This is a genomic window from Stackebrandtia soli (assembly GCF_965137155.1).
In the GTDB taxonomy this organism is placed as follows: Bacteria; Actinomycetota; Actinomycetes; order Mycobacteriales; family Micromonosporaceae; genus Stackebrandtia; species Stackebrandtia soli.
Genome location: NZ_CBCRZX010000003.1, coordinates 187042 through 210454, shown reverse-complemented (window position 1 = coordinate 210454; position 23413 = coordinate 187042). Strand labels below are relative to the sequence as shown.

Below are 23413 nucleotides of genomic sequence, written 5' to 3'. Positions count from 1 at the left end.
ACAGACGTCCCGACCTGACGACGACGCCACGGCCCGGAGAGCTCCGTCGGTGAATCACGATCGGCCTCACCGGGATGACGCGAGCCCGGGACCGCGCCCAACGCGAACGGGCGCCACCGGCGAACCGGTGACGCCCACGCGAAAGTCGGATCAGCAGCCGGGAAGCCGCTCGATCAGGTAAGACTCCACCTGCGACAGCGATACGCGCTCCTGCTTCATCGAGTCGCGATCGCGCACCGTCACGGCGTCATCGTCCAAAGTGTCGAAATCGACCGTGACGCAGAACGGGGTACCGATCTCGTCGGCGCGGCGGTAGCGACGGCCGATCGCACCGGCGTCGTCGAAGTCGACGACCCAACGCTTCCGCAGGTCCGCCGCCAACTCGCGGGCCTTCGGCGACAGCTTCTCGTTGCGCGACAACGGCAGCACCGCGACCTTGACCGGAGCCAGACGCGGGTCGAACCGCAGGACCGTGCGCTTGTCGACGCCACCCTTGGTGTTGGGGGCCTCATCGACGTCGAACGCCTCGATCAGGAACGCGAGCACGGACCGGGTCAGACCGGCGGCGGGCTCGATCACGTACGGGACCCAGCGCTCGCCCTTGGCCTGGTCGAAATAGGACAGATCGACGCCCGAGCCGCGGCTGTGCGCCGACAGGTCGAAGTCGGTGCGGTTGGCGATGCCCTCGAGCTCGTCGAACTCCTTGCCGCCGAACTTGAAGCGGTACTCGATGTCGACGGTCCGCTTCGAGTAGTGGGACAGCTTGTCCTTCGGGTGCTCGTGCCGACGCAGGTTCTCCTCCGAGAGACCGAGGTCGAGGTACCAGTTCCAGCGCTCGTTGAGCCAGTACTCGTGCCATTCCTCGTCCGTGCCCGGCTCGACGAAGAACTCCATCTCCATCTGCTCGAACTCGCGAGTGCGGAAGATGAAGTTGCCCGGGGTGATCTCGTTCCGGAACGACTTGCCGGTCTGCGCGATACCGAACGGCGGCTTCTTGCGCGCCGCCGTCTCGACGTTCTTGTAGTTGATGAAGATTCCCTGAGCCGTCTCGGGGCGCAGGTAGTGCAGGTTCGACTCGTCCTCGACGGCGCCGAGGAAGGTCTTCATCAGACCCGAGAACATCTTCGGCTCGGTGAACGCTCCCCGCGTTCCACAGTTGGCGCAGACGAGCGACGACAGACCGTCGGTCGGCTCGTGGCCGTGCTTCGCCTCGTACGCCTCGATGAGGTGGTCGGCGCGGTACCGCTTGTGGCAGGACTGGCATTCGGTCAGCGGGTCGGTGAACTCCTCGACGTGACCGGTCGACTCCCAGACCTGACGTGCCAGCACGACCGCGGAGTCGAGGCCGACGACGTCGTCACGCTGCTGCACCATCGAGCGCCACCACTGGCGGCGGACGTTCTCCTTCAGCTCGACTCCCAGCGGACCGTAGTCCCACGCCGAACGCGATCCGCCGTAGATCTCACTCGACGGGAACACGAAACCACGGCGCTTGCAGAGGCTGACGAGAGCGTCAATGCTGTCCATAGACACGGTGAAATTCTTCCATCCGGCTGGCGGTCGGTTGTGGTTCGCCGGGCAGATCGCCCGGTCCAAGGGGTCGCGGACCCCACGTCCATACGTGACGAAGAACGCGACCGAGATGACAGCGTACTCGTCGCCGTTACGTCACCGCATTCGGATTACCAGCCGCAGACCTGCATCGCGCCGTTCTCCGGGTCGACCCTGATCACCAGCGTGACCTTGCCCGTCGATCCGTCCTCTGTGGTGAATTCGGCGGGCGCGACGGGGTCGCCCTCCTGACTGGTGCCCGCAGGCAGGAGTTCGTAGTCCGTCACCTGAAGTGACTCCCAGTCGGTGGTGAACTGATCCAGCGATATCGCCTGTCGCCGATCCGCGCACAGCTCGTCGTACGCGTCGTCGTACCGGTCGGCCACGATGTCGTCGAGGAACTTCGCCGCCGTGTCCTCCGTGCGTTCGAGGATCTCGCCGTTGGCCCACACGAGGATCGACACCAGACCGACCCCGCCGCCACCGCAAACGAGCAGACCGGACAACACGCCGAGGACGATCCACAGAACGAGCTTGTTGCCGTCGCGGTCGCGAGGCGGTGCGGCGAACGGGACGACCGCGCCGGGGCCGACGGGAGCCGAGACCGGCTCGGGTGACGGCGGCGGCGACGGCACCGACGCCGTCGGAGGGGGAACCGGGGATGGCGAGGTCATCAACGGCGGCCTTCGTTAGTCGAGCGGACGGTCGCGGAGCCGGTCGGTGGCGGACGCGCGATCGCTGTCGCGCGTCTCGATCTCGCCGTCGACGACCGCGAGATTGATCTCGAACGCCGACGCCTCCGGGAGCGCCCGCGCCAGCAGCGGCGTCGCGTACAGCTTCACGTCGTAGGAGGACAGGGCGCGTCGATAGTCCCCAACGGTCCCCCACCGCGTGACGAGTATCCACGTGCCCGGGTCGTCGAGGCTGCCACCACATTCGCCGCGCAGGAAACCACGGCAGGCCGACAGGGCGCGCAGTGCGGCCGTCGCGTCAGTGCTGAACGCGTCGACGTCGTCGGGCTCCACCTGGAAACGATTCACGACCAGCATGTGGCGACTTTCTCCCAAGACGGCATATGCTGACGCTACCGGAAGCGCCGATCCGCGACCTGCGGCAGGCACCAGCAATCGAAAGATGTTTACCGTGAGCGACAAGGGCACCACCGCCACCACTCCCGATCAGTCGACGGGCGGCGAGGCGCCGTCGGAGGCGACCGCCCGGCTGCTTCAGTGGCTCGAACGACTCCCGAAGATCGCGGTGTTCGCGTCGGTCCTCGTCATCACCGTCGGAATCCTCATGACCCCCGGCCCCGCAGGCGGCGTCCTCACGCTCATCCTGGCCGGCGGCAGCGGCTTCCTCGTCTACGCGACATGGCGCCGCCAGACGGCGACCGCCACCCGGCTGGCGCGAGTCCTCGTCGTCATCGCGCTGACGGCGCTCGCCATCGGCAAGCTCCTGCTCTAACGCCCTCGTGCGGCGTTCGACGCCTCCGAGACGAGGCCTGCGTTCAGAGAGGCCTAGGACGCTTCCTCGCCGTTCGGGCACGGTTGCGAGCACTCGGCGCAGCGACCGAAGATCTCGACGGTGTGCGACACCTCGGTGAATCCGTGGTCGGCGGCGACGGCGTCGGCCCAGCGTTCGACGGCGGGACCGGCGACCTCCACCGTCCGACCGCAGTCCCGGCACACCAGGTGGTGATGGTGGCCCTGGCTGCAGCGCCGGTAGAGGTGTTCACCGGAGGGCATCCGCATCACGTCGATGCTCTCGGCGTCCGCGAGCGCCTGCAGCGTCCGATACACAGTGGTCAGGCCGACCTTGGTCCCGCGTTCCTTCAGCAGGCCGTGCAATTCCTGGGCGCTGCGGAACTCGTCGACTTCGGCGAGCAGGTCCATGACGGCGGTCCGTTGCCGGGTGCTGCGGGTCATGGTCGGGCTGTCGGTCATCGGTGTGTCTCCCCTGCGTGGTGAATGGCGTCGGCCACGATGTGCGCGATGTGCTCATCGGTCAACGCGTAGGCGATCTCGCGACCCCGCCGTTGCCCGGCGACGACGCGAGCGCCGCGCAACACCCGCAGGTGCTGCGAGATCAGCGGCTGCGGCGCCTCCAGCGCCTGCACGATCTCATGCACGCACTTCGGCCCGGACGCCAGCTCGGTGACGATGGCGATGCGCATCGGGGCTGACAGCGCACGCAGTAGTTCGCTCGCCGACTGGTAATCGCTCATCACGCTGATGGCCGGTTCCTCCTCGCCTGTCGCTTCCTGACAACAAGTTATCGCCTTCGATCGATACCAGGCAGACGCGGCCCGGTGGCTCAGCTCATCGTCGGCGCCGTCTCGTCGCGACGGGGCCCGTTCCTGGAGACCCTACGCAGCCCGACGACGAGCGAACGCCCCGTCGCGATCACCACGAAGAGGGCGACGGCTCCGAGCACGACCGCGGCGCCCGGCGGGACGCTCAGGAGGCCCGCCGTCACCACTCCGCCCGCCGAGGTGACGAGGCCGAGGGCCATCGCGACGTACATCGTGGCGACGAATCCGCGAGTGACCTGTTGGGCGGTGACCACGGGTACGACCATCAGGGCGCTGACCAGCAGGAGGCCGACGGCGCGCATGGCGACGGAGACGGTGACGGCCGTGATGACGGCGAGCAGGAGGTTGAGCGTCTGGACGGGGAGGCCCGCGACGACGGCGTGTTCCTCGTCCTGACAGATGGCGGCGAGCCACGGCCGCAGCGACAGCATCGTCGCGACCAGGAGGACGCCGAGGACGCCGATCACCCACACGTCCTGGCTCGTGGTGGTGAGCAACGATCCGAAGAGGTAGGACTGGAGGTCGGCGTTGGTCTTGCCGGAGGCCAGCGAGGTGATGAAGACGCCCCCGGCGATGCCGCCGTAGAACAGTAGGGCGAGCGCGGCGTCGCCACCGGTGCGGCCCTTGCGTCGGATCAGTTCGACGGCGACCGCGCCGAACGCCGTCACGACCAAAGTCGTCCATAGTGGCGCGATGTTGGTGATGAAGCCGAGTGCGACGCCGGTGAGGGCGACGTGTCCGAGACCGTCGCCGATCAGGGCCATTCGCTTCTGGACGAGGAAGACGCCGACGGTGGGGGCGCACACGCCGACGACGACGGCGGCGATGAGCGCGCGGATCATGAAGTCGTAGGTGAAGATCTCCATCAGGCACCGCTCCAGGGGTTGTCGTCGGGCAGGACCCCGTGGGGGTGGTCGCCGTCGGCGCCGCGCGGCGTCGGCAACGGTCCGTCATGGGTGACATGGCCGTCGGACAGGACGACGGCGCGGTCGATGATGTCGGCGAGGGGCCCGAGTTCGTGCATGACGATGAGGACCGCGCAGCCTTCGGCGAGGCGTTCCGCGAGAAGCTTGGCGAACAGTTCCTGGTTGGCGGCGTCGACACCGGACGTCGGCTCGTCCATGACGAGCAGTTTGGGCCGGGTGGCGAGGGCCCGCGCGATGAGGACGCGTTGCTGCTGGCCGCCCGACAGCGCGGCGACGGGTTCGGCGGCGCGGTCGGCGAGACCGACGGACGCGAGCGAGTCGGCGACGATGCGTCTGTCCTCCGCCGTGGCGGGGAACGGGATCCTACGGCGAGCGAGTCGGCCCGCCGAGACGACCTCGGAGACGGTGGCGGGAACACCCCCGCCGATGCCGAGGCGTTGCGGCACGTATCCGATCCAGGAGCGATTGCGGAACGATCGCGTCGGCCGCCCGAACAGGAGGGCCTGACCGGACGACAACGGGACCAGGCCGAGCAGGGCCTTGACCAGAGTGGACTTTCCGGAACCGTTGGCGCCGAGCAGGGCCACGGCCTCGCCCTCCGCCACGGTCAGACCGACGCCGTGCAACACGTCCCGCTTGTCGTAGCGCACGGTCGCGCCGCGGACGTCGATAACGGTCATTCACACCCCAAGGCCGGTCGCAGAGTGGACAGATTACTGCGCATGACCGACAGGTAATCACCGTCATCACCCTCGGCGAGTCCCTCGATCGGGTCGAGGACGGCCGTGTCGGCTCCGGTCTCGTCCGCGATGGTTTCGGCGACTTGCGGATCGACGAGAGTCTCGTAGAAGACGGTGGTGACGCCGTGCTCCCGCACGTACTCCGACACCGTAGCGATCGCGTCGGAACCGGGGTCGGCCTCGGGGGTCAGACCGCTGACCGCGATCTGGTGCAGGTCATAGCGAGCGGCGAGATAGCCGAAGGCGGCGTGGGACACGACGAGGTCGCGGCTGTCGCACTGAGCGAGCCCCTCCTCGTACTCACCATCCAGTGTGGTCAATTCTTCGGTGAGGGTCGTCGCGTTGGCTCGGTATGTGTCGGCGTGCTCGGGATCGACCTCGGCGAAACGGTCCGCGACGGCGGACACGATCTCGACCATGCGGGTCGGATCCAGCCAGACATGCGGGTCGACGCCGCCGTGGTCGTGGCCCTCGTGGTCGTCGGCCTCGTGATCGTGCTCGTCGTGCTCGTCGGCCTCGATCGGCTCGGTCACCGCCGCTATGTCCAGGGAACGGTTCCCGGCCTGCTGGTCGATCGCCGCGTCGAACTCGGGCTGGAAACCACCGAGGTAGACGACGAGATCGGCGTCCGTGATGTCCGCCATCTGCCGAGGTTCCAACTCCATGTCATGGGGTTCGGCGCCCGCGGGGGTCAGGTTCGTCACGGACACGTCGTCGCCGCCGACGCGCTCGGCGACGAACTGCAGGGGGTAGAAGGAGACGACGACGTCGATGGCGGCGCCCGACTCCGACCTTCCGGAGCAGGCGGCGGCGGTCGTGGCGATTAGGAGCCCGGCGGCGAGGGTCGTCGCGCTCTTGAAAACGGTTTTCGTCATACGTTCAGCATGCCCGCTATTGATAATCATTGTCAATTACGATTGAGTCACACCCGTCACGACTCCACATGTGCGAACGGCGGTGCTAGGGTCGCACGCGACAGGGGAGCCCCCATCGGGGCTGAGAGTGCGGATCACCCGCAGACCCTCGAACCTGATCCGGTTCATACCGGCGTAGGGAGTCGACACCTCTCCTCCCTTGTCTGTGCACGAAAGACTGGGAGGTCAACCGCACATGACAAGAAACACGAACCGGTGGCGCACGATCGACATCGTCGTCGCCGCCGTACTCGCCGTCGCCTTCGGCGTCATCTTCTGGGCGTGGAACTTCGTCTGGGAAGGCGCCAGCGCCGCCCTCGCGTTCTACCCACCGCTCAAGGCCATCGTCTATGGACTGTGGATGGTTCCCGCCATCCTCGGCATGCTCGTCATTCGCAAACCCGGAGCCGGGCTGTTCACCGAGACCGTCGCCTCGACCGTCTCGATGCTGCTCGGCACCAGCTGGGGCATCGGCCTCGTCCTCCAGGGCGCCGTTCAGGGCGCGGCGGGCGAAGCCGGGTTCGCGCTCGGTGGATACCGCCGTTACGGGCTCCCGCAAGCACTGCTCGGCGGCGCCCTCGCCGGGTTCGCCGCGACCGTGTGGGACTCGTTCGTCTGGTACGGCGAGACCGACTGGCTGACGTTCCGGATCCCGTTCATCGCCGTGGCGACACTGTCGTCGGCGATCATCGCCGGCCTCGGCGCGATGGCCCTCACCAAGGCGCTCAGTGCCACCGGCGCACTCGACCGCTTCCCCTCCGGGCGCGACCGCGCCGCCGTCTGATCCGGCCATGAGCACCGTCGAATTCCGCGACTTCACCTGGCGACACGCCGGACGACGCGATCCCGCCGTCACCGACGTCAAGCTGCGCATCGACCACGGCGAACGAGTCCTGCTGCTCGGCGCGTCGGGTGCGGGGAAGTCGACGGTGCTCGCCGCGATGGCGGGTCTGCTCGCCGAAGACTCCGGCGAACAGACCGGCCACGTCCTCGTCGACGGCGCCGACGCCCGAGCCGCGCGCGACCACATCGGCATCCTCTTCCAGGACCCGCAGACGCAACTCGTCATGTCGCGCTGCGGTGACGACGTCGCGTTCGGACTCGAGAACCGATCCGTCCCGACCGAGGCGATCTGGCCGCGCGTTCGCGGCGCCCTCGCCGACGTCGGATTCCGCTACCCCCTCGACCACCCCACACACGCCCTGTCCGGAGGCGAACAGCAGCGCCTCGCGCTCGCCGGAGTGCTCGCCGCCCGACCCGGCCTGCTCCTCCTCGACGAACCGACCGCCAACCTCGACCCCGACGGCGCGGACACCATCATGGACGGACTACGCCGCGCGACCGCCGACCGCGACACCACGCTCGTGATCGTCGAACACCGAGTCGCCCTCGCCCTCCCGCTCGTCGACCGGGTCATCGCGCTCGCGCCCGGTGGCGCCATCCTCGCCGACGGTCCACCATCGACGGTCTTCGCCGACGACTCCCTCGCCGGTCACGGGATCTGGACCCCGAGCACGACCATGACACCACGCCGCGCCGTCGCCATCGGCCCACCCGCGCTGACCGGCGCCGGGCTCGGACTGCGCTACCCGGGCGCCGCCACACCGGCGTTGGCCGACGTCGACATCACCCTGCACTCCGGCACCGTCACCTGTGTCGAAGGCGGAAACGGCTCCGGCAAGAGCACGCTCGCGCATGTCCTCGGCGGACTCGTCGCGCCGACCACCGGCACCGTCACCCTGACCGGAACGACGACGGCGCCGCATCGGCTCCGGGCGGCCCGGCTCGCCGCCCGCATCGGCTCCGTCTTCCAAAACCCCGAGCATCAGTTCGTGACGAACAGCGTCTGGGACGAACTCGCCTTCGGCCCGCGCGCCGCGAAACTACCTACAATGGAGATAGAACGTCGTGTCGGCGACCTGCTCGACCGACTCCGCCTCGGCCGTCTCGCGAAGGCCAACCCGTTCACCCTGTCCGGGGGCGAGGCACGCCGGCTGTCGGTGGCGACCGTTCTCGCCAACTCCCCCGACATCCTCATCCTGGACGAACCCACGTTCGGACAAGACCGACGCACCTGGGACGAACTCATCGACCTCCTCGCCGGACTGCGCGACGACGGCGCCGCGATCCTCGCCGTCACCCACGACCCCCTCGTCGTCGAGGCCCTCGCCGACACGCGCCTCCGACTCGACGGAGGCAGCGCGTGCTGACCGACGTCCCGATCCCGACGAACTCCGCCTCGCCGAACCCGAGCACACCGCGAGCCGCCTCGTGCTGAACCCGAGCCCCATCGCGCACCACGACGCCCGCATCGCGCGGTACAACCCCGTCGCCAAGGTCACGGCGCTGCTGATCTGGGGCCTGACGGCGATGGCCGCCACGGACTGGTTGACCCCCGCCCTCCTCCTCACCGCGCTCGCCGTCATCGTCCCACTCTCCGGCGTCGACGCCCGCGCGCTCCTGTCGCGGTCACGGTTCCTATGGCTGGCCGCCGCGATGGTCTCGTTCGTCAACACCGTGTTCGCGGCAGAACGCACCGGCGCCGTCATCCTCGACGTCGGCCCGATACTCATCGCCGAGGACAACCTGACGGCGGGCCTGTCGCTCGGCATCCGACTCCTCGCCATCGCCATTCCGTCCATATTGGTGTTCGGAACGACCGATCCGACGGACCTCGCCGACTCCCTCATTCAACAGTGGAGGGTTTCGCCGAGGTTCGCGATCGGAGCGCTCGCCGCACTGCGCATGCTGCCGCTGCTGGCCGACGAATGGCGCATGATCACGGCCGCGCGCCGCGCGCGGGGCGTCGACGCCGGCCGCAATCCGATACGGCGGGCCCGCCTGTTCGCGTCGACGATGTTCGCGCTGCTCGTCGGGGCGATCAGGCGGGGAACCCGACTGGCCGTCGCGATGGACGCCCGCGGCTTCGATTCCGACCTTCCCCGCAGTGTCGCCCGGCCGCAACGATGGCGCGGCCGGGACTGGGTGCTCGTCTGCGCGATCACGGCGCTGGCGGTCGCGATCACGGTCGGCGGAATCGCGCTGGGAACGTACCGATTCCTGTTCTAGCCGTCTACTCCGGACTATCCGCGACCGGCACCGGGTTCGGGATGGCGCCACCGTAACGGCGATCGCGGGACGCGTACAGCTCGCAGGCGTGCCACAGGTGCCTGCGGTCGAAATCGGGCCACAACGTGTCGAGGTAGACCATCTCCGCGTAGGTCGCCTGCCAGGCCATGAAGTTCGACGTGCGCTGTTCCCCCGAACACCGCAGGAACAGATCCACGTCGGGCAGACCGGGGTTGTACAGGTACTTCGCGAAAGTCTTCTCGGTGAGCTTGTCCGGCTTGATCCGACCGGCGATCGCGTCGCGCGCGATGGCGGCGGCGGCGTCGGTGATCTCGGCGCGGCCACCGTAGTTGACGCAGAACTGGAGCGTGATGACGTCGTTGTTCTTCGACAACTCCTCGGCGACCTCGAGTTCGTTGATGACGCTGCGCCACAGCTTCGGCCGACGACCGGCCCACCGGATCCGCACGCCCATCGCGGACAACTCGTCACGGCGGCGGTGAATGACGTCCCGGTTGAACCCCATCAACCAGCGCACCTCATCGGGCGAGCGCCGCCAGTTCTCCGTAGAGAACGCGTACGCCGACAACGTGGGAATGCCGAGTTCGATGGCGCCCTCGATGACGTCGAACAGCGACGCCTCACCGCGCGCGTGGCCCTCGGTGCGCGGCAGCCCGCGCTGTTTGGCCCACCGACCATTGCCGTCCATGACGATGGCGACGTGTTTGGGGACCAGGTCCTTCGGGAGCTTCGGCGGGGTGGCGCCGGACGGGTGCGGTGACGGCAGGCGGTAACGGCTCAACGGTTCTCCATCTCCATGGGACGCAACGGGGTGCGGGGAACGTACGACAGGGCGCGCACCGAGCGCTCCAGATGCCATTGGAGGTGGGCGGAGACGAGCCCGCTCGTCTCGTTGCGAACGGGCTGCTCGCTGGCGTGCGCGGTGCGCCAGTCTCCCGACGACAGTGCACGCATCAGAGTAAACGCCCCGTCGGATGGATGCGCCGAGCCCGCCGGGCGGCAGGAACGGCACACGCAGCCACCTGCGGCGACGGAGAACGCGCGATGTTCGCCGGCGACGCCGCAGATCGCGCAGGCGTCGAGCGCGGGTGCCCACCCGGAGGCGGACATGCCGCGAAGCAGGTAGGCGTCGAGCACGAGCGGGGCGGCGTAGACGCCTTCGGACAGGGCGCGAAGCGCGCCGAGGGTGAGCTGGAAGATCCGCAGGCTCGGTTCGTGTTCCTCGGGGGTGAACCGTTCGGCGGTCTCGCTGATGGCGCAGGCCGCCGTGTATCGCTGATAGTCGGCGGTGATGGTCCGTCCATACAGGTTGATCCCGACGACCTGGGTGACGGTGTGCAGGTTGCGACCCTCGATGAACTGGGCGTCGATGTGCCCGAACGGCGACAACCGCGCGCCGAACTTCGACGTCGTTCGGCGCACCCCCTTGGCGACGGCGCGCATCCGCCCCGAGCGACGCCCCAGCATCGACACGATGTGGTCGGCCTCGCCCAGTTTGTAGGTCCGCAGGACGATCGCGTCATCCCGAAAAAACTTCCGCAACATACCCGGCACCCGCCCCATTCTGCCCGGTCATCCCGACACCGTTCTGGCCGGAGGACGGGGGCTGGCGACCGTGAACCCGGATCGATGGGCCCGACCGCAGACGGCACCCGGCAAAGCGAAGAGGCGCTTGCGGTCCAGTGCCACGGCGCATGGGAGCACGAACCGGTTTCGGCGGGCCGGTCACCGTGATTCACGGGCGTCACGATCGAAGGCGCGATCACTTTGCGGATCTCCACTCGTTCGTCCGGGTATCGATACGCACTGGATTGAGGATTCGTACGCAAAGATACGAGGATCATCACCTGTTTCAGTATGTGCTAATGCATTTTCTTGTGAGTATTGATACTCTTAACGAATGGATCAGGCGACACCCCATTCCGAACGAATCCTCAACGATGAGGACCTCGCCGTGTTGGAGAAGAACGCCAACCGGCCGCCCGTGTACGCGGCCGGGTCTGTCCTCGTCCGACATGGCGACACGACGAATTTCGTCCTGTACCTGATGGCGGGGCATGTCAAGGCCATGCGGCACGATCCCACCGACCAGACCAAGCGGAAGGCACCCCCGCGCATCGTCGCCATCCACGGCCCCGGCGAGGTCACCTGCGAGCTGGCGGCGATCACGGGGGGACCACGCATCGCCGACGTCATCGCCATCACCCCCGTCGACGCGTTGTTCATCCCGGGCGATGTCTGGATGTCGTTCCTCGACCGGCACCCCCGTGTGATGAAGGCGCTGTACAAGAAGTCCGCGCTGATCCAGACGGCCATGACGGACGTTCGCGCCGAGTCCGCCACGACCGCCGAGCAGAAGCTCGCGGGGGCATTTCTCAAGCTGACGTCGACCGGCCTGGGCACGGTGAGCGAAACGGACAACGGCCAGGTGATGTCCTTCAAGGACCTCACCCAAATGGATCTCGCCGGCTTGGCCGGGATCTCGCGCGAGTCGACCGTTCAGTGCATCAAGCAGTTCAAGGAGAACGGCATCCTCACCACGGGCCGCAGGCGGTTCACCATTCACGACATCGACGTGCTGCGTCGGATCGCCGATCGTCCCGACAGCACACCGACCCGAAGAGAGGGGTCATGACATGTTAAGTGCGATCCAAGCCGGGCTCCCCCTGCTCGCGTTGCTGGGGATTCCCCTCGCCACCATCGCGACGACCTGGATCCATGCCGCAACCTTGAAACACATCGCCAAACTGGCGGAGCCCCAACGAATACCGGACGTCATCCGGGCGTATCGCGGCCGTGAGGCTCAACCTGTTGACATCACTCCCGAACACCACTGTGGTAGCTGCACCGAGGCAGAACTAGGGGATACCGACATTGCCCGCGACCGAGCACAGCCTGATCACGGCGCTGCGCACCTTGAAGCTCCCGGCGAATGACTTCGTCGTCTTCGGCAGTGGCCCGCTGCTGAACCACGGGATACGAACCGATATCACCGATATCGACGTCCTGGCCCGTGGGAAGGCCTGGGTCACTGCCGGACTGCTGGCCGACACCGTCACGTTGAGCCCGCGCACCGGGACACCGATACTCGCGTTCTGGTGCGGCAGGATCGAGATATGCGATCGGTGGATCTCACCCAAGTACGACATCGACGCGATCATCGACGGCGCCGATGTCGTCGACGACATCCGTTATGCCCGACTCGACCAGGTCCTGCGGTACAAAATGGATATGAACCGGCCCAAGGACCAGGCCGACATCGACGCCATCCGAGCCCTCATCGACAAGGAGGGCTCCGGTACTTCCACAATGGAACCTCAGGGCACTGCAATGCCGAACGAACGAACCGACCTGCACAGTGCGTTCGACGAGCTCTCCATTCCCGCCTGAGGTTCCCGAGCGATGACGGAGAGAAGCCGTTGGAGGCACCAGGCGTCCCCCAACGGCTCACCGTCACTTCCCGACCGTCGGTCGGTGGGTCAGAAGCCCAGGCGCTGTAGGTATTTGGGGTTGCGTTGCCAATCCTTGGCGACGCGGACGTGCAGGTCGAGGTAGACGCGGGAGTCGATCAGTTTGGAGATCTCCTTGCGGGCCCGGGTGCCGACGACGCGCATCCGCGCGCCCGCCTTCCCGATCACGATCGCCTTCTGCGATTGACGCTCCACATAGATCTCAGCGTAGATCTTGGTGCGGGGACCCTCCTCGGTCTCCTCCTCCTCGATGTCCTCGATGACGACGGCGATCGAGTGCGGCAGTTCGTCACGGACGCCTTCGAGCGCGGCCTCACGGATGAGCTCCGCGATCATGACCCGCTCGGGTTCGTCCGAGATCATGTCGTCCGGGTACAGCTGCGGCGATTCGGGCAGGTGCTTCGACAGCACCTCGACGAGCGTGTCGAGCTGTGTGCCGGAGACGGCGCTGACCGGGACGATGTCGGCGAACTCGGCCATCTCGCTGACGGCCATGAGCTGCTCGGCGACCCGTTTCGTGTCGACCAGGTCGATCTTCGTGACGACCGCGACGACCTTCGCGGACAGCGCCGCGATCTCGCGCGCGATGAACCGGTCACCGGGGCCGAGCTTCTCGTTGGCGGGGATGCAGAAACCGACGACGTCGACCTCGTTCCACGTCTGCCGCACCTGGTCGTTCAGCCGCTCCCCCAGCAGGGTCTTCGGCTTGTGCAGGCCAGGAGTGTCGATGAGGATCAGTTGCGAATCCTCGCGGTGCAGAATCCCCCGCACGACATGCCGGGTCGTCTGCGGTCGGTTCGACGTGATGGCGATCTTGGAGCCGATGATCGCGTTCGTCAGGGTTGATTTACCCGCATTGGGCCGCCCCACGAAACACGCGAACCCGGCACGGTACGGCTGACTCGATTGCTCCATGCCCCCATTGTCCCCGCCGGTCGGACGGCTCACGCCGCGACCTTCGTGATGGCGTCGCCCGCCACCAGGTAGATCGGGGCGGAGGACGACACATCGCGCACGGCCGCCACACCGGCCGCGTCCGCCTCAGTCGCGACGACGAGCGCGGCCTCCAGTCCGGTCGCTCCGGCGGCGACGGCTTGAGCGACGGCCAGTTGCAGGGCCGACAGCTTCAGCGACGGCAGGTTCACGTCGGCGGCGGTGTAGCTGCGGCCGTCCTCGTCCCGCACAGACGCCCCACCGGGCGCGCCCACTCGGGCGGCGGCGGTCTTCGCCAACGCCAGGAGCTTCGCGTCCTCGGCGGACAGGGTCACCTGAGTCTCAGCTGCCATCGTTCTCCTCCTCATCGTCCAATTTGGTAACGACCACGGTGTCGATCCGGTTTCGGCGGCCGGCGGTGCCCTCGGCGGCCAACCGCAGCCCGTGCGTTCCGGTCACGGCGCCCGGGATCGGGACCTTGCCGAGCGACTGCGCCATGAGCCCGGCCACGGTGTCGACGTCGGTGTCGGGTATCTCCACCTCGCACAGTTCCGCCAGGTCGTCGACGGACAGTCGCGCGGTGACCCGCCACGTTCCCGACCCGAGCTCCTCGATGACGGGGCGTTCGACGTCGTACTCGTCGGTGATCTCGCCGACGATCTCCTCAAGAATATCCTCAATGGTCACGAGCCCGGCGGTGCCGCCGTACTCGTCGACCACGATCGCGATGTGGGTGCGCGCCGCCTGCATCTCCGTCAACAGGTCGTCGACGGGCTTCGTCTCGGGGACGAACGCGGCCTGCCGCATCACCTCCGCGACCGTGACACCACCGCCCTCGCGACTCGCTCGCACGAGGTCCTTCAGGTAGACGACGCCACGAATGTCGTCGATGTCCTCCCCGAGGACCGGAATTCGGGAGAAGCCCGACCGCAGCGCCAGGGCCAGGGCCTGTTCGATCGTCTTCGCGGATTCGATCCACACCATCTCGGTACGGGGCACCATCACCTCGCGCACCGTCGTGTCGCCCAAGGCGAAAACGGAGTGGATCATCTCGCGTTCGCCGTGTTCGACCTCGCCGCGTTCCTCCGCCAGGTCGACCATCTCGCGCAGTTCCGTCTGCGTCGCGAACGGCCCCTCCCGGAAACCCTTGCCCGGCGTGACGGCGTTGCCGAGGACGATGAGCAGCGACGCGAGCGGGCCGAGCGCCGTGCCGAGCCACCGGACGGTTCCGGCGGCGGTCAGCGCGATCCGATAGGCGTGTTGACGGCCGAGCGTGCGGGGGCCGACGCCGATCACGATGAAACTGATCAACGTCATCACACCGGCCGTCGACAGGGTGACCAGCCAGCCGAAGTCGAAACTGGAGAAGACGACGACGGCGACGAGGATCGTCGCGGTCAGCTCGAACGCCAAACGCAGCAACAGGAGCAGATTGACGTATCTGGGCAGGTCGGAGACGATGTGCTGAAGCGACACCGCACCCCACGCCCGTTCGCGGACGAGTTCGGCGACTCGTGCGGGAGACAACCGCTGCAACGCGGCGTCAGTGGATCCTGCCAGCCCGGCCAACACCACCAAAGCGGCGGCGATGCCGAGCAGGGTAGTAGACGACATCGAGGTGTTTCGCTCTCCTCACCGGCTCGCTGAAATCGACACGTTGTTCGAACGTTGCGCCGATCCTACGAATTCCGGTGCCAACTCTTCAAGAGCTCGCCTTGGAGACCGAACATTTCCTTCGCCTCGTCAGGCTCGGCGTGGTCGTAGCCGAGGATGTGCAGCACGCCGTGAACGGTGAGCATGTGCAGCTCGTCGGCGGTGGAGTGCCCGGCGGTGACGGCCTGTTTGGCCGCCACCTCCGGGCACAACACGATGTCACCGAGGAGGGTCTCGGCGGCGGGTTCCTCGTCGTTGGACGGCCCGCGACCGATCGACAGCTCGTCCATCGGGAACGCCAGCACGTCGGTCGGGCCCTCCGAGCCCATCCAACGGTGGTTCAGCTCCGCCATGTACGGCATGTCGACCACGAGGATCGACAGGTCCGCCAGCGGGTGCACCTTCATCTCGCTCAGTGCGTGCCGTGCCACGTCGCAGATCGCGTCGGTGTCGACGTCAATCCCGGACTCGTTGGCGATCTCGATGGACACGTGTGCTCGTTCCTCTTGTGTTGAATCGGTATTAACGGCGGCGCTGCGGTTTCCGGGCGCCACGGTCGGCGTCGTCGGCGTGCTCGGTGTCCCACTTCGCGTAGGCGTCGACGATGTCGGCGACCAGCTGGTGCCGGACGACGTCGGCGCTACCGAGCATCGAGAAGTGCAGATCGTCGATGCCTTCGAGGATGTCGCGAACGATCCGCAGACCGCTCGTCGCCCCGCCCGGCAGGTCGATCTGGGTGACGTCACCGGTCACGACGACCTTCGATCCGAACCCGAGACGGGTCAGGAACATCTTCATCTGCTCGGCCGTGGTGTTCTGGGCCTCGTCGAGAATGATGAAGGCGTCATTGAGCGTGCGCCCGCGCATGTACGCGAGCGGCGCGACCTCGATCGTGCCCGCCTCGATCAGCCGAGGGATCGACTCGGGGTCGATCATGTCGTGCAGCGCGTCGTACAACGGCCGCAGATACGGGTCGATCTTCTCGAACAGCGTGCCCGGCAGGTAGCCGAGCCGCTCCCCCGCCTCGACGGCCGGGCGAGTCAGGATGATCCGGTTGATCTGCTTGGCCTGCAACGCCTGCACGGCCTTCGCCATCGCCAGGTACGTCTTGCCGGTTCCGGCCGGGCCGATACCGAACACGATCGTGTGGTTGTCTATCGCGTCGACGTAACGCTTCTGTCCGATCGTCTTCGGACGGATCGTCCGACCGCGACGAGACACGATGTTCTGCGTGAGCACCTCGGACGGGCTCTCGTCATCCCCGGCGGCGAGCATTCCGGCCGCCCGGCGAATCACGTCGGGTGACAGCTGTTCCCCCTTGTTGATCAGGCCGATGAGTTCGTAGAACAGTCGCTCGGCCTCGGCGATGTCCTTCGGCGCTCCGGTGAGGGTGACCGTGTCGCCCCGCACGTGCACGTCGGCACGAATACTGCGCTCGATGAAACGCAGGTTCTCGTCCGCGGCTCCGAGCAGCGCGACCATGGTCGCCGAATCGCCGACAGTGATCTTGGCTTGTGGACGGGGTTTCCCGTTCGAAGTCGATGCGTCAGACATAGGCAATGGCCGGTACCCGGCCGTTCGCCACCTGCTCTCCCACTCAAGGCCGTAGCGGACCACCACGGCGTGTGCGGCCATGCTATCGCCAAGGTGCGGGCGACGGCATCCACGTTTTCGGGTTGGGAGGCGGTCAGCCCGCCTGATCGGCGAGCATGCGCAGGCCGTCGACGATGCCGCGCGTCAAGTCGCCACCGCCGAACGCCGCCGTCATCGACAGCGCGGCGAGGGCCGCGTTGCGGTCGGGGATGCGCTTGGCGGCAAGGTCACCGGTGACGATCTCCAGCTTGCGCTGGGTCGGGGAGACCGCGACGAGGACACTCTCCGACGGATCGGCCAGTCGATCGTGCATTCCGCGCGCGGCGCCGGTGACCGGCTCGTGCAGCGGTCCGACATAGACGCTGAACGTGAGACCGGTCTGCCGGTCGGCGGCGGCCAACGCCTCGTCGATGCGCAGCAGTTGACGGACGTTGAACGGGCCGTCCAGCACGTCGCCGTCGTGGCGCACGGGCTCGGGCTTGACGGTCGTGTCACCAGTTCGCACTGGCGCCTCCCTTGATTCCGGTGCGGAGTTTCGACGTGCCCTCGATCGCCTTCGACTGGGCCTGCTCGGATTCGGCGACATAATCGGCTGCTCCGGCGACGGACACGTCCTCCGGGCGAGCGAGGAACCACACGGGCGCGACCTCGAAGTCGCGGCCGGGCCGGTACCGCTTTGCTTGGCGTCGGCTCGAGCCGTACACCAGGCCCACCACCACGGCTATCACCACAGCCGGGATGCCGACGAAGATCAGCACTGTGTCCAGAACCGTCATGTCCGCCTTCACAGGATCGAGAATCATCGCGAGGTCACCGATGACATGGCCGCGCCATGCGGACCCCGCCTGAGTGGATACCGTAGCCGAACTCGTCGGCTCGCGTCGCGAGAGGGCGCCGGGGGTGTCCCGCCGGTCATGTCCGTCTTCTTCGGGCGGTACGACCCCGTTACCGACGGGTAAACACTGCCGGACTTGACGACGGCGAAAGCCCTCGAACCACGCGACATCGGACGAGCGTCCGGGTGGTGGTGGCGTCACGAACACGGCATGATGTGCGACATGTACCCCCGCATCGACGCTGACTCCGATCCCGCGGCCCTTGACGCGGCCGACCCGCTCGCCGGATACCGGGATCTGTTCGCCCTCGACGACGCCGAACTCGTCTACCTGGACGGCAATTCCCTGGGACGCCCTCCGCGCGCGGTCGCGAAGGCGGTCGCCGAACTGTTGGACGGAACCTGGCGCACCGAACTCGTCGCCGGCTGGGACTCGTGGGTGGACCTGCCGACGATCGCGGGTGACGAGCTGGCCCGGTCCGTGCTCGGGGCGTCGCCGGGCGAGGTGCTCGTCGCGGATTCGACGAGCGCGAACCTGTACAAGCTCGCGGCGGCGGCGCTCGCGGCGGCGACGCCCGACCGCCGGGTCCTCGTCACGGATGACGACAACTTCCCCACGGACCGTTACATCCTGGCGGGCATCGCCGAGCAGTTCGGCGCGACGTTGCGAATCGTGCGGACCGACATCGACACCGGTGTCGATCCGGAGGCGGTGGCGGCCGCGGTCGGCGCGGACACGGCGGTCGTCTGTCTCTCACACGTGGCGTACCGGTCGGGGGCGTTGGCGGACATGGAGCGGATCAGCGCGATCGCGCGGGACGCCGGGGCCTTCACCCTGTGGGACCTGTGCCATTCGGCGGGCTCGGTTCCGGTGGAGTTGAACCGTTGCGGGGTCGACCTCGCGGTGGGTTGCACCTACAAGTACCTCAACGCGGGACCGGGCGCGCCGGCCTTCCTCTACGTGCGCAAGGACCTGCAATCACGGCTGCGGCAACCGATGTGGGGTTGGTTCGGTCAGACCGACCAGTTCGCGATGGGGCCGGAGTACCGCCCCGTCGAGGACATTCGCCGGTTCTCGGTGGGGACGCCGCCGATCAGCGGGATCACGGCGGTCCGGGCGGCGCTCGAACCGACGTCGCGGGCGGGCATCGGAGCACTGCGCGAGAAGTCGGTGGCGTTGACGACCTACGCGCTGGCGCTGATCGAGCGAAGGTTGGTGCCGCTGGGATTCCGGGTGGCAACGCCGCGCGATCCGAACCTTCGGGGTGGGCACGTGACGATCGAACACGCGAAGGCCTGGCAGATCTCGCAGGCGATGCGTCGCGCCGGGATCGTCCCGGACTATCGGGCGCCGAATCGCGTCCGGCTCGGCTTCGCGCCGCTGTACAACGGTTTCGGTGAGATCGCGCGGGCCGTCGAGGGCATCGCCGACATCGTCGCGAGCGGGGCGTACGTCGAGTTCGACGACGCGGTCTCCCGTGTGACGTGACGCGGCGGGTCGCCCTCGTCGCACGGCGAGGGCCATGAACAAGCGACAGCCCTCGCCGCGCGTGGCGGCGAGGGCTGAAGACGTCATTGTCGCGGCATTAACCACACCGTCCATCGTGGGTCCGGAGTCCGGTGCCCGAGGACGTACCACAAAGGATTCTTGGGGGACACCGGGGGAACCGGCAGGCGCCAACCCATCTCCGCGAGGGTGCGGTCGCTCTTCTTGTGGTTGCAGCGCGCACAGGAGGCGACGACGTTCTCCCAGATGTGCTGCCCACCGCGACTACGGGGCATGACGTGGTCGATCGTCTCGGCTGGACCGGCGCAGTAGGCGCACTTCCAGCCGTCCCGGGCGAACACCGCGCGCCTGGTCAGGCTGACCTTTCGCCGACGCGCGACCCGGACGTAGCGGGTGAGCCGCAGCACCGAGGGGAGCTGAATCGTGAGCCGTTCTGCACGGAGGTAACCGTCTCCGGGGGTGACGGTCTCCGCCTTGTCCGTCAGCAACAGCACCACCGCGCGACGCAGCGGAACGACACAGAGGGGTTCGTAGGTCGCGTTGAGGACGAGCGCGGCACCCGTGACGGCGCCGGTCAGTGTGGCGCCGTCCACAACGGGTGGACTGATGACGGTCATGGCACCTCCTTGTGGTAGCGATTTACAGTCTTCCCTATTCGAGGCCAAATCGCACCTGTGTTGTTCTCCGGTTATGGTGGCCGACCGGTCGACAGGTACGTCCCAACGGCCATGCGGTAAGAACGTCGGGTGTTGACTGATTTCCTGCTCTCCGACGACGCCCCCGCCTGCGCCAGTGACGAAGGCTCGGCGTGCGGGCTGATCTGGAAGGCCACGCGCTCACCGTGGCTCGCCGAGAGTGCGGACACGCTCATCGTGCTTCCGTTGCGAATACTCATGATCATCGCGATCTGCTTGATCGCGCGGGGCCTCATCAACAGGACGATCAAGCGCTTGACCCAGACGTCCGCGAACGGTCGGGTTCCCGCGATACTGCGTCCGTTCAAGGAGCGCGTCCCCAATCTGATGAGCGACGCCGACGCGGTGGAGTTGCTCGGGGACCGGCGGCGGCAGCGCGCCGAGACGATCGGCTCGGTCATGCGCAGCCTCGTGTCATGGCTGATCTACGCGATCATGTTCATGCTGATCCTGGACGAGTTCGGCGTCAATCTGGGGCCGTTGTTGGCGAGCGCGGGCGTCGCCGGTCTCGCCATCGGCTTCGGCGCTCAGGCGCTCGTCAAGGACGTCATCTCGGGCATCTTCATGATCATGGAGGATCAGTACGGCGTCGGTGACGCCGTGGACTTGGGCGAGGCGTCGGGAACTGTCGAGGTGGTCGGCTTGCGCGTCACCACGATCCGCGACATTCAGGGAACACTGTGGTATGTCCGCAATGGTGAGATCATTCGCGTGGGCAACCAGTCCCAGGGCTGGGCGAAGGTCATCTTGGACATTCCGCTGCCTCCGTCGGCGGACGTCGAGAAGGCCCAGGAGGCGATATCCGCCGCCGCCACGGAGCTGAGCGAGGAGGAGCAGTGGGCGGCCTCGATCCTTGACAAGCCCGAGGTACAGGGAGTGGTAAATATCACGATCGATGGAATGACCTTCCGGCTTGCGCTGAAGACGACGTCGGAGGATCAGTGGGCCATCGGTCGCGAGCTGCGACGACGAGTCAGCGCGAGTCTCCAGGAGGCGGGCATCATCACGCCCTTCACGGGCCGCGTCTTCGTGTCGCCGACGAGTCAGGCCGACAACCCCGCGTGATCAGATCCGTGCCGCTACCGAAACGTTACGGCCGGCCGTGCATTTTGAGGCCATCTGGTTACCCATGACGTCATCCGATCGGGCAGACTGTGTGAACGCACGGATGAACTGTGCGCCGTCTTCACCGGAAGGATCCCCTGGCGGTGACAACTGGCCAGTCACACCCCGATCAACCGGCGACGTTCCGCGAAGTCTTCAATAATCGCGAGAGTGTCGGGCTTTTCAGCTCGTACACGTTGTCGACGGCGGGCTCCATGCTGACCCGGGTCGCGGTGACGTTCCTTGTCTTCGCCGCCACGGATTCGCCGCTCATGGCCGCCGCCACGTTCGCGATCACCTACGCCCCGTACCTCGGCCCGGCGCAGATCCTCGCCACCTTGGCGGACAGGTTCCCGTACCGGTCGACGATGATCGCCTGCGACGTCATCCGGATGGTCCTCATCGGGCTTGTGGCGATACCGGGGATGCCGCTGTGGGCGATGCTGGTTCTGGTGTTCGCGTCCGCCATGGTCACGCCGGCGTACCAGGCGTCCCGAGCGGCGTTGTTGCAGGAGATCCTCACCGGCGAGAGACTGACGCTGGCGCTGTCGGTGTTGTTGACGCTCAGCCAATCCGCTCAGCTCACCGGTTACATACTCGGCGGTGTGCTCGCGTCGATCGATCCCCGGATGGCGCTGCTCCTTACGGCCGCGGGGTTCGCGTTGTCGGCGGCCATCCTGCACCTGACCGTTCAGCGACGCCCGCCCGCGATCGCGAAGTCCGACCGGGGAAGGCTCCTGACGGACACGGCGGCGGGCCTCCGGCTCGTCTTCGGTCACCCGCGTCTACGCCTGATCGCGGTCATCGTGTTCTGTGTGTTGGCCTTCACGATCATCCCCGAAGGCGCGGCGGCCCCGTGGGCCGCGCATCTCGGTGGCGGAGCGTTGCTCCAAGGCATCCTCATGGCGTCCGCTCCCCTCGCCGCGATCGTGTCCTCGCTGGTGTTCACGCGTTTCGTCCCGCCCGCGACCCGGCAGCGGTACATGCGTCCGCTGTTCATGCTGGCACCGGTGTCCCTGACGCTGGGGCTCCTCGATCCGGCGGCATGGGGCGCCGTCGCGATCGGCGTCGTGTGCAACCTCTCCGGCGCGATCCTGCCGACGCTCAACGGCATGTTCGCCCGTGAACTCCCGGAGGGATTTCGGGCGCGCGCCAACGCCGTCATGATGGGCGGCATGTCGCTCGTCCAGGGCATCGCCGTGCTGTCGATGGGACTGCTCGCCCAGGTCGGCCTGTCGATACCCCGTTCCATCGGCGTGTGGGGTGTTGCGGGCCTCGCCGCCGGACTGGTGCTCATGGGGCTGTGGACGCGCTTGACGGCGGAACCGGCCGAACCGAAGCGCGCGTCGGCGGAGATAGCCGAGACCGCCTGACCGCCCTCCGCGCACGCATTTCGTCGGCACGGTGGGAAAAGCCGAGCTGACGGGCCCGAAACGGGACCGCCGACACACCGCCGACGGTGATGTCCCCCTCATTCGGTGTGATTGCGGCCCCGCCGACTTCCATTGCGCGCGTTGTTCTTGGCACGATAGATAGATGTCTGCTGACACGGCACGATCGACGCCTGACACCGACTCCGGTGCCGCCATTCCGCTGCGGACCGACGCCAAAGCGGTCCCCCCGGACAACTTCTACGAGGCTGTCGGCGGTACCGAGACGTTCACCAAGCTCGTCAACGTGTTCTACGCGGGTGTCGCCGATGATCCCCTCCTGCGACCGATGTACCCCGAGGAAGACCTCGGCCCGGCGGCCGAGCGCTTTCGGATGTTCCTCGAGCAATACTGGGGCGGGCCGAAGACGTATGGAGAGCAGCGCGGACATCCAAGGCTGCGGATGCGGCACGCCCCGTTCCGCATCGGCCCCGCCGAGCGCGACGCGTGGCTGCGTCACATGCGGCACGCCGTGACGACGTTGGAGCTCCCGGCCGACCTCGACGCGATCCTGTGGGACTACCTGGAGCGGGCTGCCCACTTCCTCGTCAACGCGCCCGAATAGTGACACCCGCCGCCGGCCCGGCGCGGTGGTGACACGCTCGATCGATCGAACACATCGGACGGTCTGACGGCCAGGGACGCACGTCGGCTGGTTGAG

28 protein-coding genes and 1 riboswitch are annotated in these 23413 nt (G+C 67.2%); of the genes, 10 read left to right on the top strand and 18 right to left on the bottom strand.

Translation table 11 applies throughout. From position 1 onward, the window contains the following. Window positions 1–150 precede the first annotated feature (150 nt). From ACM9NP_RS03345 to ACM9NP_RS03335, 3 genes are all read right to left on the bottom strand, one after another. Window positions 151–1533 (bottom strand): glycine--tRNA ligase, encoded by a 1383-nt coding sequence (locus ACM9NP_RS03345; protein WP_415645058.1) that lies wholly within the window; start codon window positions 1531–1533, stop codon window positions 151–153. Between the two features lie 149 nt (window positions 1534–1682). After that, complete coding sequence (locus tag ACM9NP_RS03340; protein ID WP_415645057.1) at window positions 1683–2225, bottom strand: hypothetical protein; 543 nt, start codon at window positions 2223–2225, stop codon at window positions 1683–1685. A gap of 15 nt (window positions 2226–2240) precedes the next feature. Next, the gene (locus ACM9NP_RS03335; RefSeq protein WP_415645056.1) at window positions 2241–2600 is read right to left on the bottom strand and encodes an antibiotic biosynthesis monooxygenase family protein; all 360 of its coding nucleotides are present in this window, start codon (window positions 2598–2600) and stop codon (window positions 2241–2243) included. Window positions 2601–2685: 85 nt separating this feature from the next. On the opposite strand from ACM9NP_RS03335, the gene ACM9NP_RS03330 reads away from it, so the two are divergent. Continuing rightward, complete coding sequence (locus tag ACM9NP_RS03330; RefSeq protein WP_415645055.1) at window positions 2686–3015, top strand: DUF6703 family protein; 330 nt, start codon at window positions 2686–2688, stop codon at window positions 3013–3015. Between the two features lie 53 nt (window positions 3016–3068). On the opposite strand, the gene ACM9NP_RS03325 is transcribed toward ACM9NP_RS03330, so the two are convergent. The 5 genes from ACM9NP_RS03325 to ACM9NP_RS03305 all read right to left on the bottom strand — a co-directional run bounded on the left by ACM9NP_RS03325 (window position 3069) and on the right by ACM9NP_RS03305 (window position 6403). Then, window positions 3069–3494, bottom strand: coding sequence for a Fur family transcriptional regulator (locus ACM9NP_RS03325; RefSeq protein WP_415645054.1), 426 nt, complete (start codon window positions 3492–3494; stop codon window positions 3069–3071). Next, window positions 3491–3775 carry an ArsR/SmtB family transcription factor gene (locus ACM9NP_RS03320; protein WP_415645053.1) on the bottom strand — a complete coding sequence of 95 codons (285 nt, stop codon included), beginning with the start codon at window positions 3773–3775 and terminating at the stop codon, window positions 3491–3493. The genes ACM9NP_RS03325 and ACM9NP_RS03320 overlap by 4 nt, the downstream gene beginning before the upstream one ends. A gap of 89 nt (window positions 3776–3864) precedes the next feature. Beyond that, window positions 3865–4728, bottom strand: coding sequence for a metal ABC transporter permease (locus tag ACM9NP_RS03315; RefSeq protein WP_415645052.1), 864 nt, complete (start codon window positions 4726–4728; stop codon window positions 3865–3867). After that, window positions 4728–5468, bottom strand: coding sequence for a metal ABC transporter ATP-binding protein (locus ACM9NP_RS03310; RefSeq protein ID WP_415645051.1), 741 nt, complete (start codon window positions 5466–5468; stop codon window positions 4728–4730). The genes ACM9NP_RS03315 and ACM9NP_RS03310 overlap by 1 nt, the downstream gene beginning before the upstream one ends. Further along, window positions 5465–6403 (bottom strand): metal ABC transporter substrate-binding protein, encoded by a 939-nt coding sequence (locus tag ACM9NP_RS03305; RefSeq protein ID WP_415645050.1) that lies wholly within the window; start codon window positions 6401–6403, stop codon window positions 5465–5467. The genes ACM9NP_RS03310 and ACM9NP_RS03305 overlap by 4 nt, the downstream gene beginning before the upstream one ends. 92 nt (window positions 6404–6495) lie before the next feature. Beyond that, window positions 6496–6601, top strand: a riboswitch (TPP riboswitch). Between the two features lie 37 nt (window positions 6602–6638). Here ACM9NP_RS03305 and ACM9NP_RS03300 point away from each other — a divergent pair. The 3 genes from ACM9NP_RS03300 to ACM9NP_RS03290 all read left to right on the top strand — a co-directional run bounded on the left by ACM9NP_RS03300 (window position 6639) and on the right by ACM9NP_RS03290 (window position 9511). After that, a complete protein-coding gene (locus ACM9NP_RS03300) occupies window positions 6639–7226 on the top strand; it encodes an ECF transporter S component (RefSeq protein WP_415645049.1) in 588 nt (195 codons plus the stop codon). Window positions 7227–7233: 7 nt separating this feature from the next. Beyond that, on the top strand, window positions 7234–8652 hold the full coding sequence (locus tag ACM9NP_RS03295; RefSeq protein WP_415645048.1) for an ABC transporter ATP-binding protein: 1419 nt from the start codon (window positions 7234–7236) through the stop codon (window positions 8650–8652). A 61-nt stretch (window positions 8653–8713) separates the two neighbouring features. Continuing rightward, complete coding sequence (locus ACM9NP_RS03290) at window positions 8714–9511, top strand: energy-coupling factor transporter transmembrane component T family protein (RefSeq protein WP_415645047.1); 798 nt, start codon at window positions 8714–8716, stop codon at window positions 9509–9511. Window positions 9512–9515: 4 nt separating this feature from the next. Here the strand turns inward: ACM9NP_RS03290 and ACM9NP_RS03285 are convergent, their stop codons facing one another. Both ACM9NP_RS03285 and recO read right to left on the bottom strand, forming a co-directional pair. After that, on the bottom strand, window positions 9516–10313 hold the full coding sequence (locus ACM9NP_RS03285; RefSeq protein ID WP_415645046.1) for an isoprenyl transferase: 798 nt from the start codon (window positions 10311–10313) through the stop codon (window positions 9516–9518). After that, window positions 10310–11086 carry a DNA repair protein RecO gene (recO, locus tag ACM9NP_RS03280; protein ID WP_415645045.1) on the bottom strand — a complete coding sequence of 259 codons (777 nt, stop codon included), beginning with the start codon at window positions 11084–11086 and terminating at the stop codon, window positions 10310–10312. The genes ACM9NP_RS03285 and recO overlap by 4 nt, the downstream gene beginning before the upstream one ends. 346 nt (window positions 11087–11432) lie before the next feature. Between recO and ACM9NP_RS03275 the strand changes: the two genes are divergently transcribed. After that, complete coding sequence (locus ACM9NP_RS03275) at window positions 11433–12167, top strand: Crp/Fnr family transcriptional regulator (RefSeq protein WP_415645044.1); 735 nt, start codon at window positions 11433–11435, stop codon at window positions 12165–12167. 239 nt (window positions 12168–12406) lie between these two features. Beyond that, complete coding sequence (locus ACM9NP_RS03270) at window positions 12407–12922, top strand: hypothetical protein (RefSeq protein ID WP_415645043.1); 516 nt, start codon at window positions 12407–12409, stop codon at window positions 12920–12922. Between the two features lie 89 nt (window positions 12923–13011). Here the strand turns inward: ACM9NP_RS03270 and era are convergent, their stop codons facing one another. The 7 genes from era to ctaJ all read right to left on the bottom strand — a co-directional run bounded on the left by era (window position 13012) and on the right by ctaJ (window position 17957). After that, a complete protein-coding gene (gene era, locus ACM9NP_RS03265) occupies window positions 13012–13917 on the bottom strand; it encodes a GTPase Era (RefSeq protein WP_415645042.1) in 906 nt (301 codons plus the stop codon). Between the two features lie 29 nt (window positions 13918–13946). Continuing rightward, window positions 13947–14288, bottom strand: coding sequence for a cytidine deaminase (locus ACM9NP_RS03260; protein WP_415645041.1), 342 nt, complete (start codon window positions 14286–14288; stop codon window positions 13947–13949). Beyond that, window positions 14278–15549 (bottom strand): hemolysin family protein, encoded by a 1272-nt coding sequence (locus ACM9NP_RS03255; protein ID WP_415645040.1) that lies wholly within the window; start codon window positions 15547–15549, stop codon window positions 14278–14280. Before ACM9NP_RS03255 ends, ACM9NP_RS03260 begins: the two co-directional genes overlap by 11 nt. A 65-nt stretch (window positions 15550–15614) precedes the next feature. Next, the gene (gene ybeY / locus ACM9NP_RS03250) at window positions 15615–16079 is read right to left on the bottom strand and encodes an rRNA maturation RNase YbeY (protein WP_415645039.1); all 465 of its coding nucleotides are present in this window, start codon (window positions 16077–16079) and stop codon (window positions 15615–15617) included. Between the two features lie 31 nt (window positions 16080–16110). Continuing rightward, window positions 16111–17142, bottom strand: a complete 1032-nt coding sequence (locus ACM9NP_RS03245; protein WP_415645038.1) for a PhoH family protein — start codon at window positions 17140–17142, stop codon at window positions 16111–16113. Window positions 17143–17275: 133 nt separating this feature from the next. Then, a complete protein-coding gene (locus ACM9NP_RS03240) occupies window positions 17276–17686 on the bottom strand; it encodes a DUF5130 family protein (protein WP_415645037.1) in 411 nt (136 codons plus the stop codon). Then, window positions 17673–17957, bottom strand: a complete 285-nt coding sequence (ctaJ, locus tag ACM9NP_RS03235; RefSeq protein WP_415645036.1) for an aa3-type cytochrome oxidase subunit CtaJ — start codon at window positions 17955–17957, stop codon at window positions 17673–17675. Before ctaJ ends, ACM9NP_RS03240 begins: the two co-directional genes overlap by 14 nt. A gap of 282 nt (window positions 17958–18239) precedes the next feature. Between ctaJ and kynU the strand changes: the two genes are divergently transcribed. Then, on the top strand, window positions 18240–19505 hold the full coding sequence (gene kynU / locus ACM9NP_RS03230) for a kynureninase (protein ID WP_415645035.1): 1266 nt from the start codon (window positions 18240–18242) through the stop codon (window positions 19503–19505). Between the two features lie 83 nt (window positions 19506–19588). On the opposite strand, the gene ACM9NP_RS03225 is transcribed toward kynU, so the two are convergent. After that, the gene (locus tag ACM9NP_RS03225) at window positions 19589–20140 is read right to left on the bottom strand and encodes an HNH endonuclease (protein WP_415645034.1); all 552 of its coding nucleotides are present in this window, start codon (window positions 20138–20140) and stop codon (window positions 19589–19591) included. Between the two features lie 129 nt (window positions 20141–20269). Here ACM9NP_RS03225 and ACM9NP_RS03220 point away from each other — a divergent pair, with 129 nt between their 5' ends. The 3 genes from ACM9NP_RS03220 to ACM9NP_RS03210 all read left to right on the top strand — a co-directional run bounded on the left by ACM9NP_RS03220 (window position 20270) and on the right by ACM9NP_RS03210 (window position 23317). Next, on the top strand, window positions 20270–21283 hold the full coding sequence (locus ACM9NP_RS03220) for a mechanosensitive ion channel family protein (protein ID WP_415645033.1): 1014 nt from the start codon (window positions 20270–20272) through the stop codon (window positions 21281–21283). Window positions 21284–21426: 143 nt separating this feature from the next. Then, the gene (locus tag ACM9NP_RS03215) at window positions 21427–22695 is read left to right on the top strand and encodes an MFS transporter (RefSeq protein WP_415645032.1); all 1269 of its coding nucleotides are present in this window, start codon (window positions 21427–21429) and stop codon (window positions 22693–22695) included. A 163-nt stretch (window positions 22696–22858) separates the two neighbouring features. Then, window positions 22859–23317 carry a globin gene (locus tag ACM9NP_RS03210; protein ID WP_415645031.1) on the top strand — a complete coding sequence of 153 codons (459 nt, stop codon included), beginning with the start codon at window positions 22859–22861 and terminating at the stop codon, window positions 23315–23317. Window positions 23318–23413: the final 96 nt, after the last annotated feature.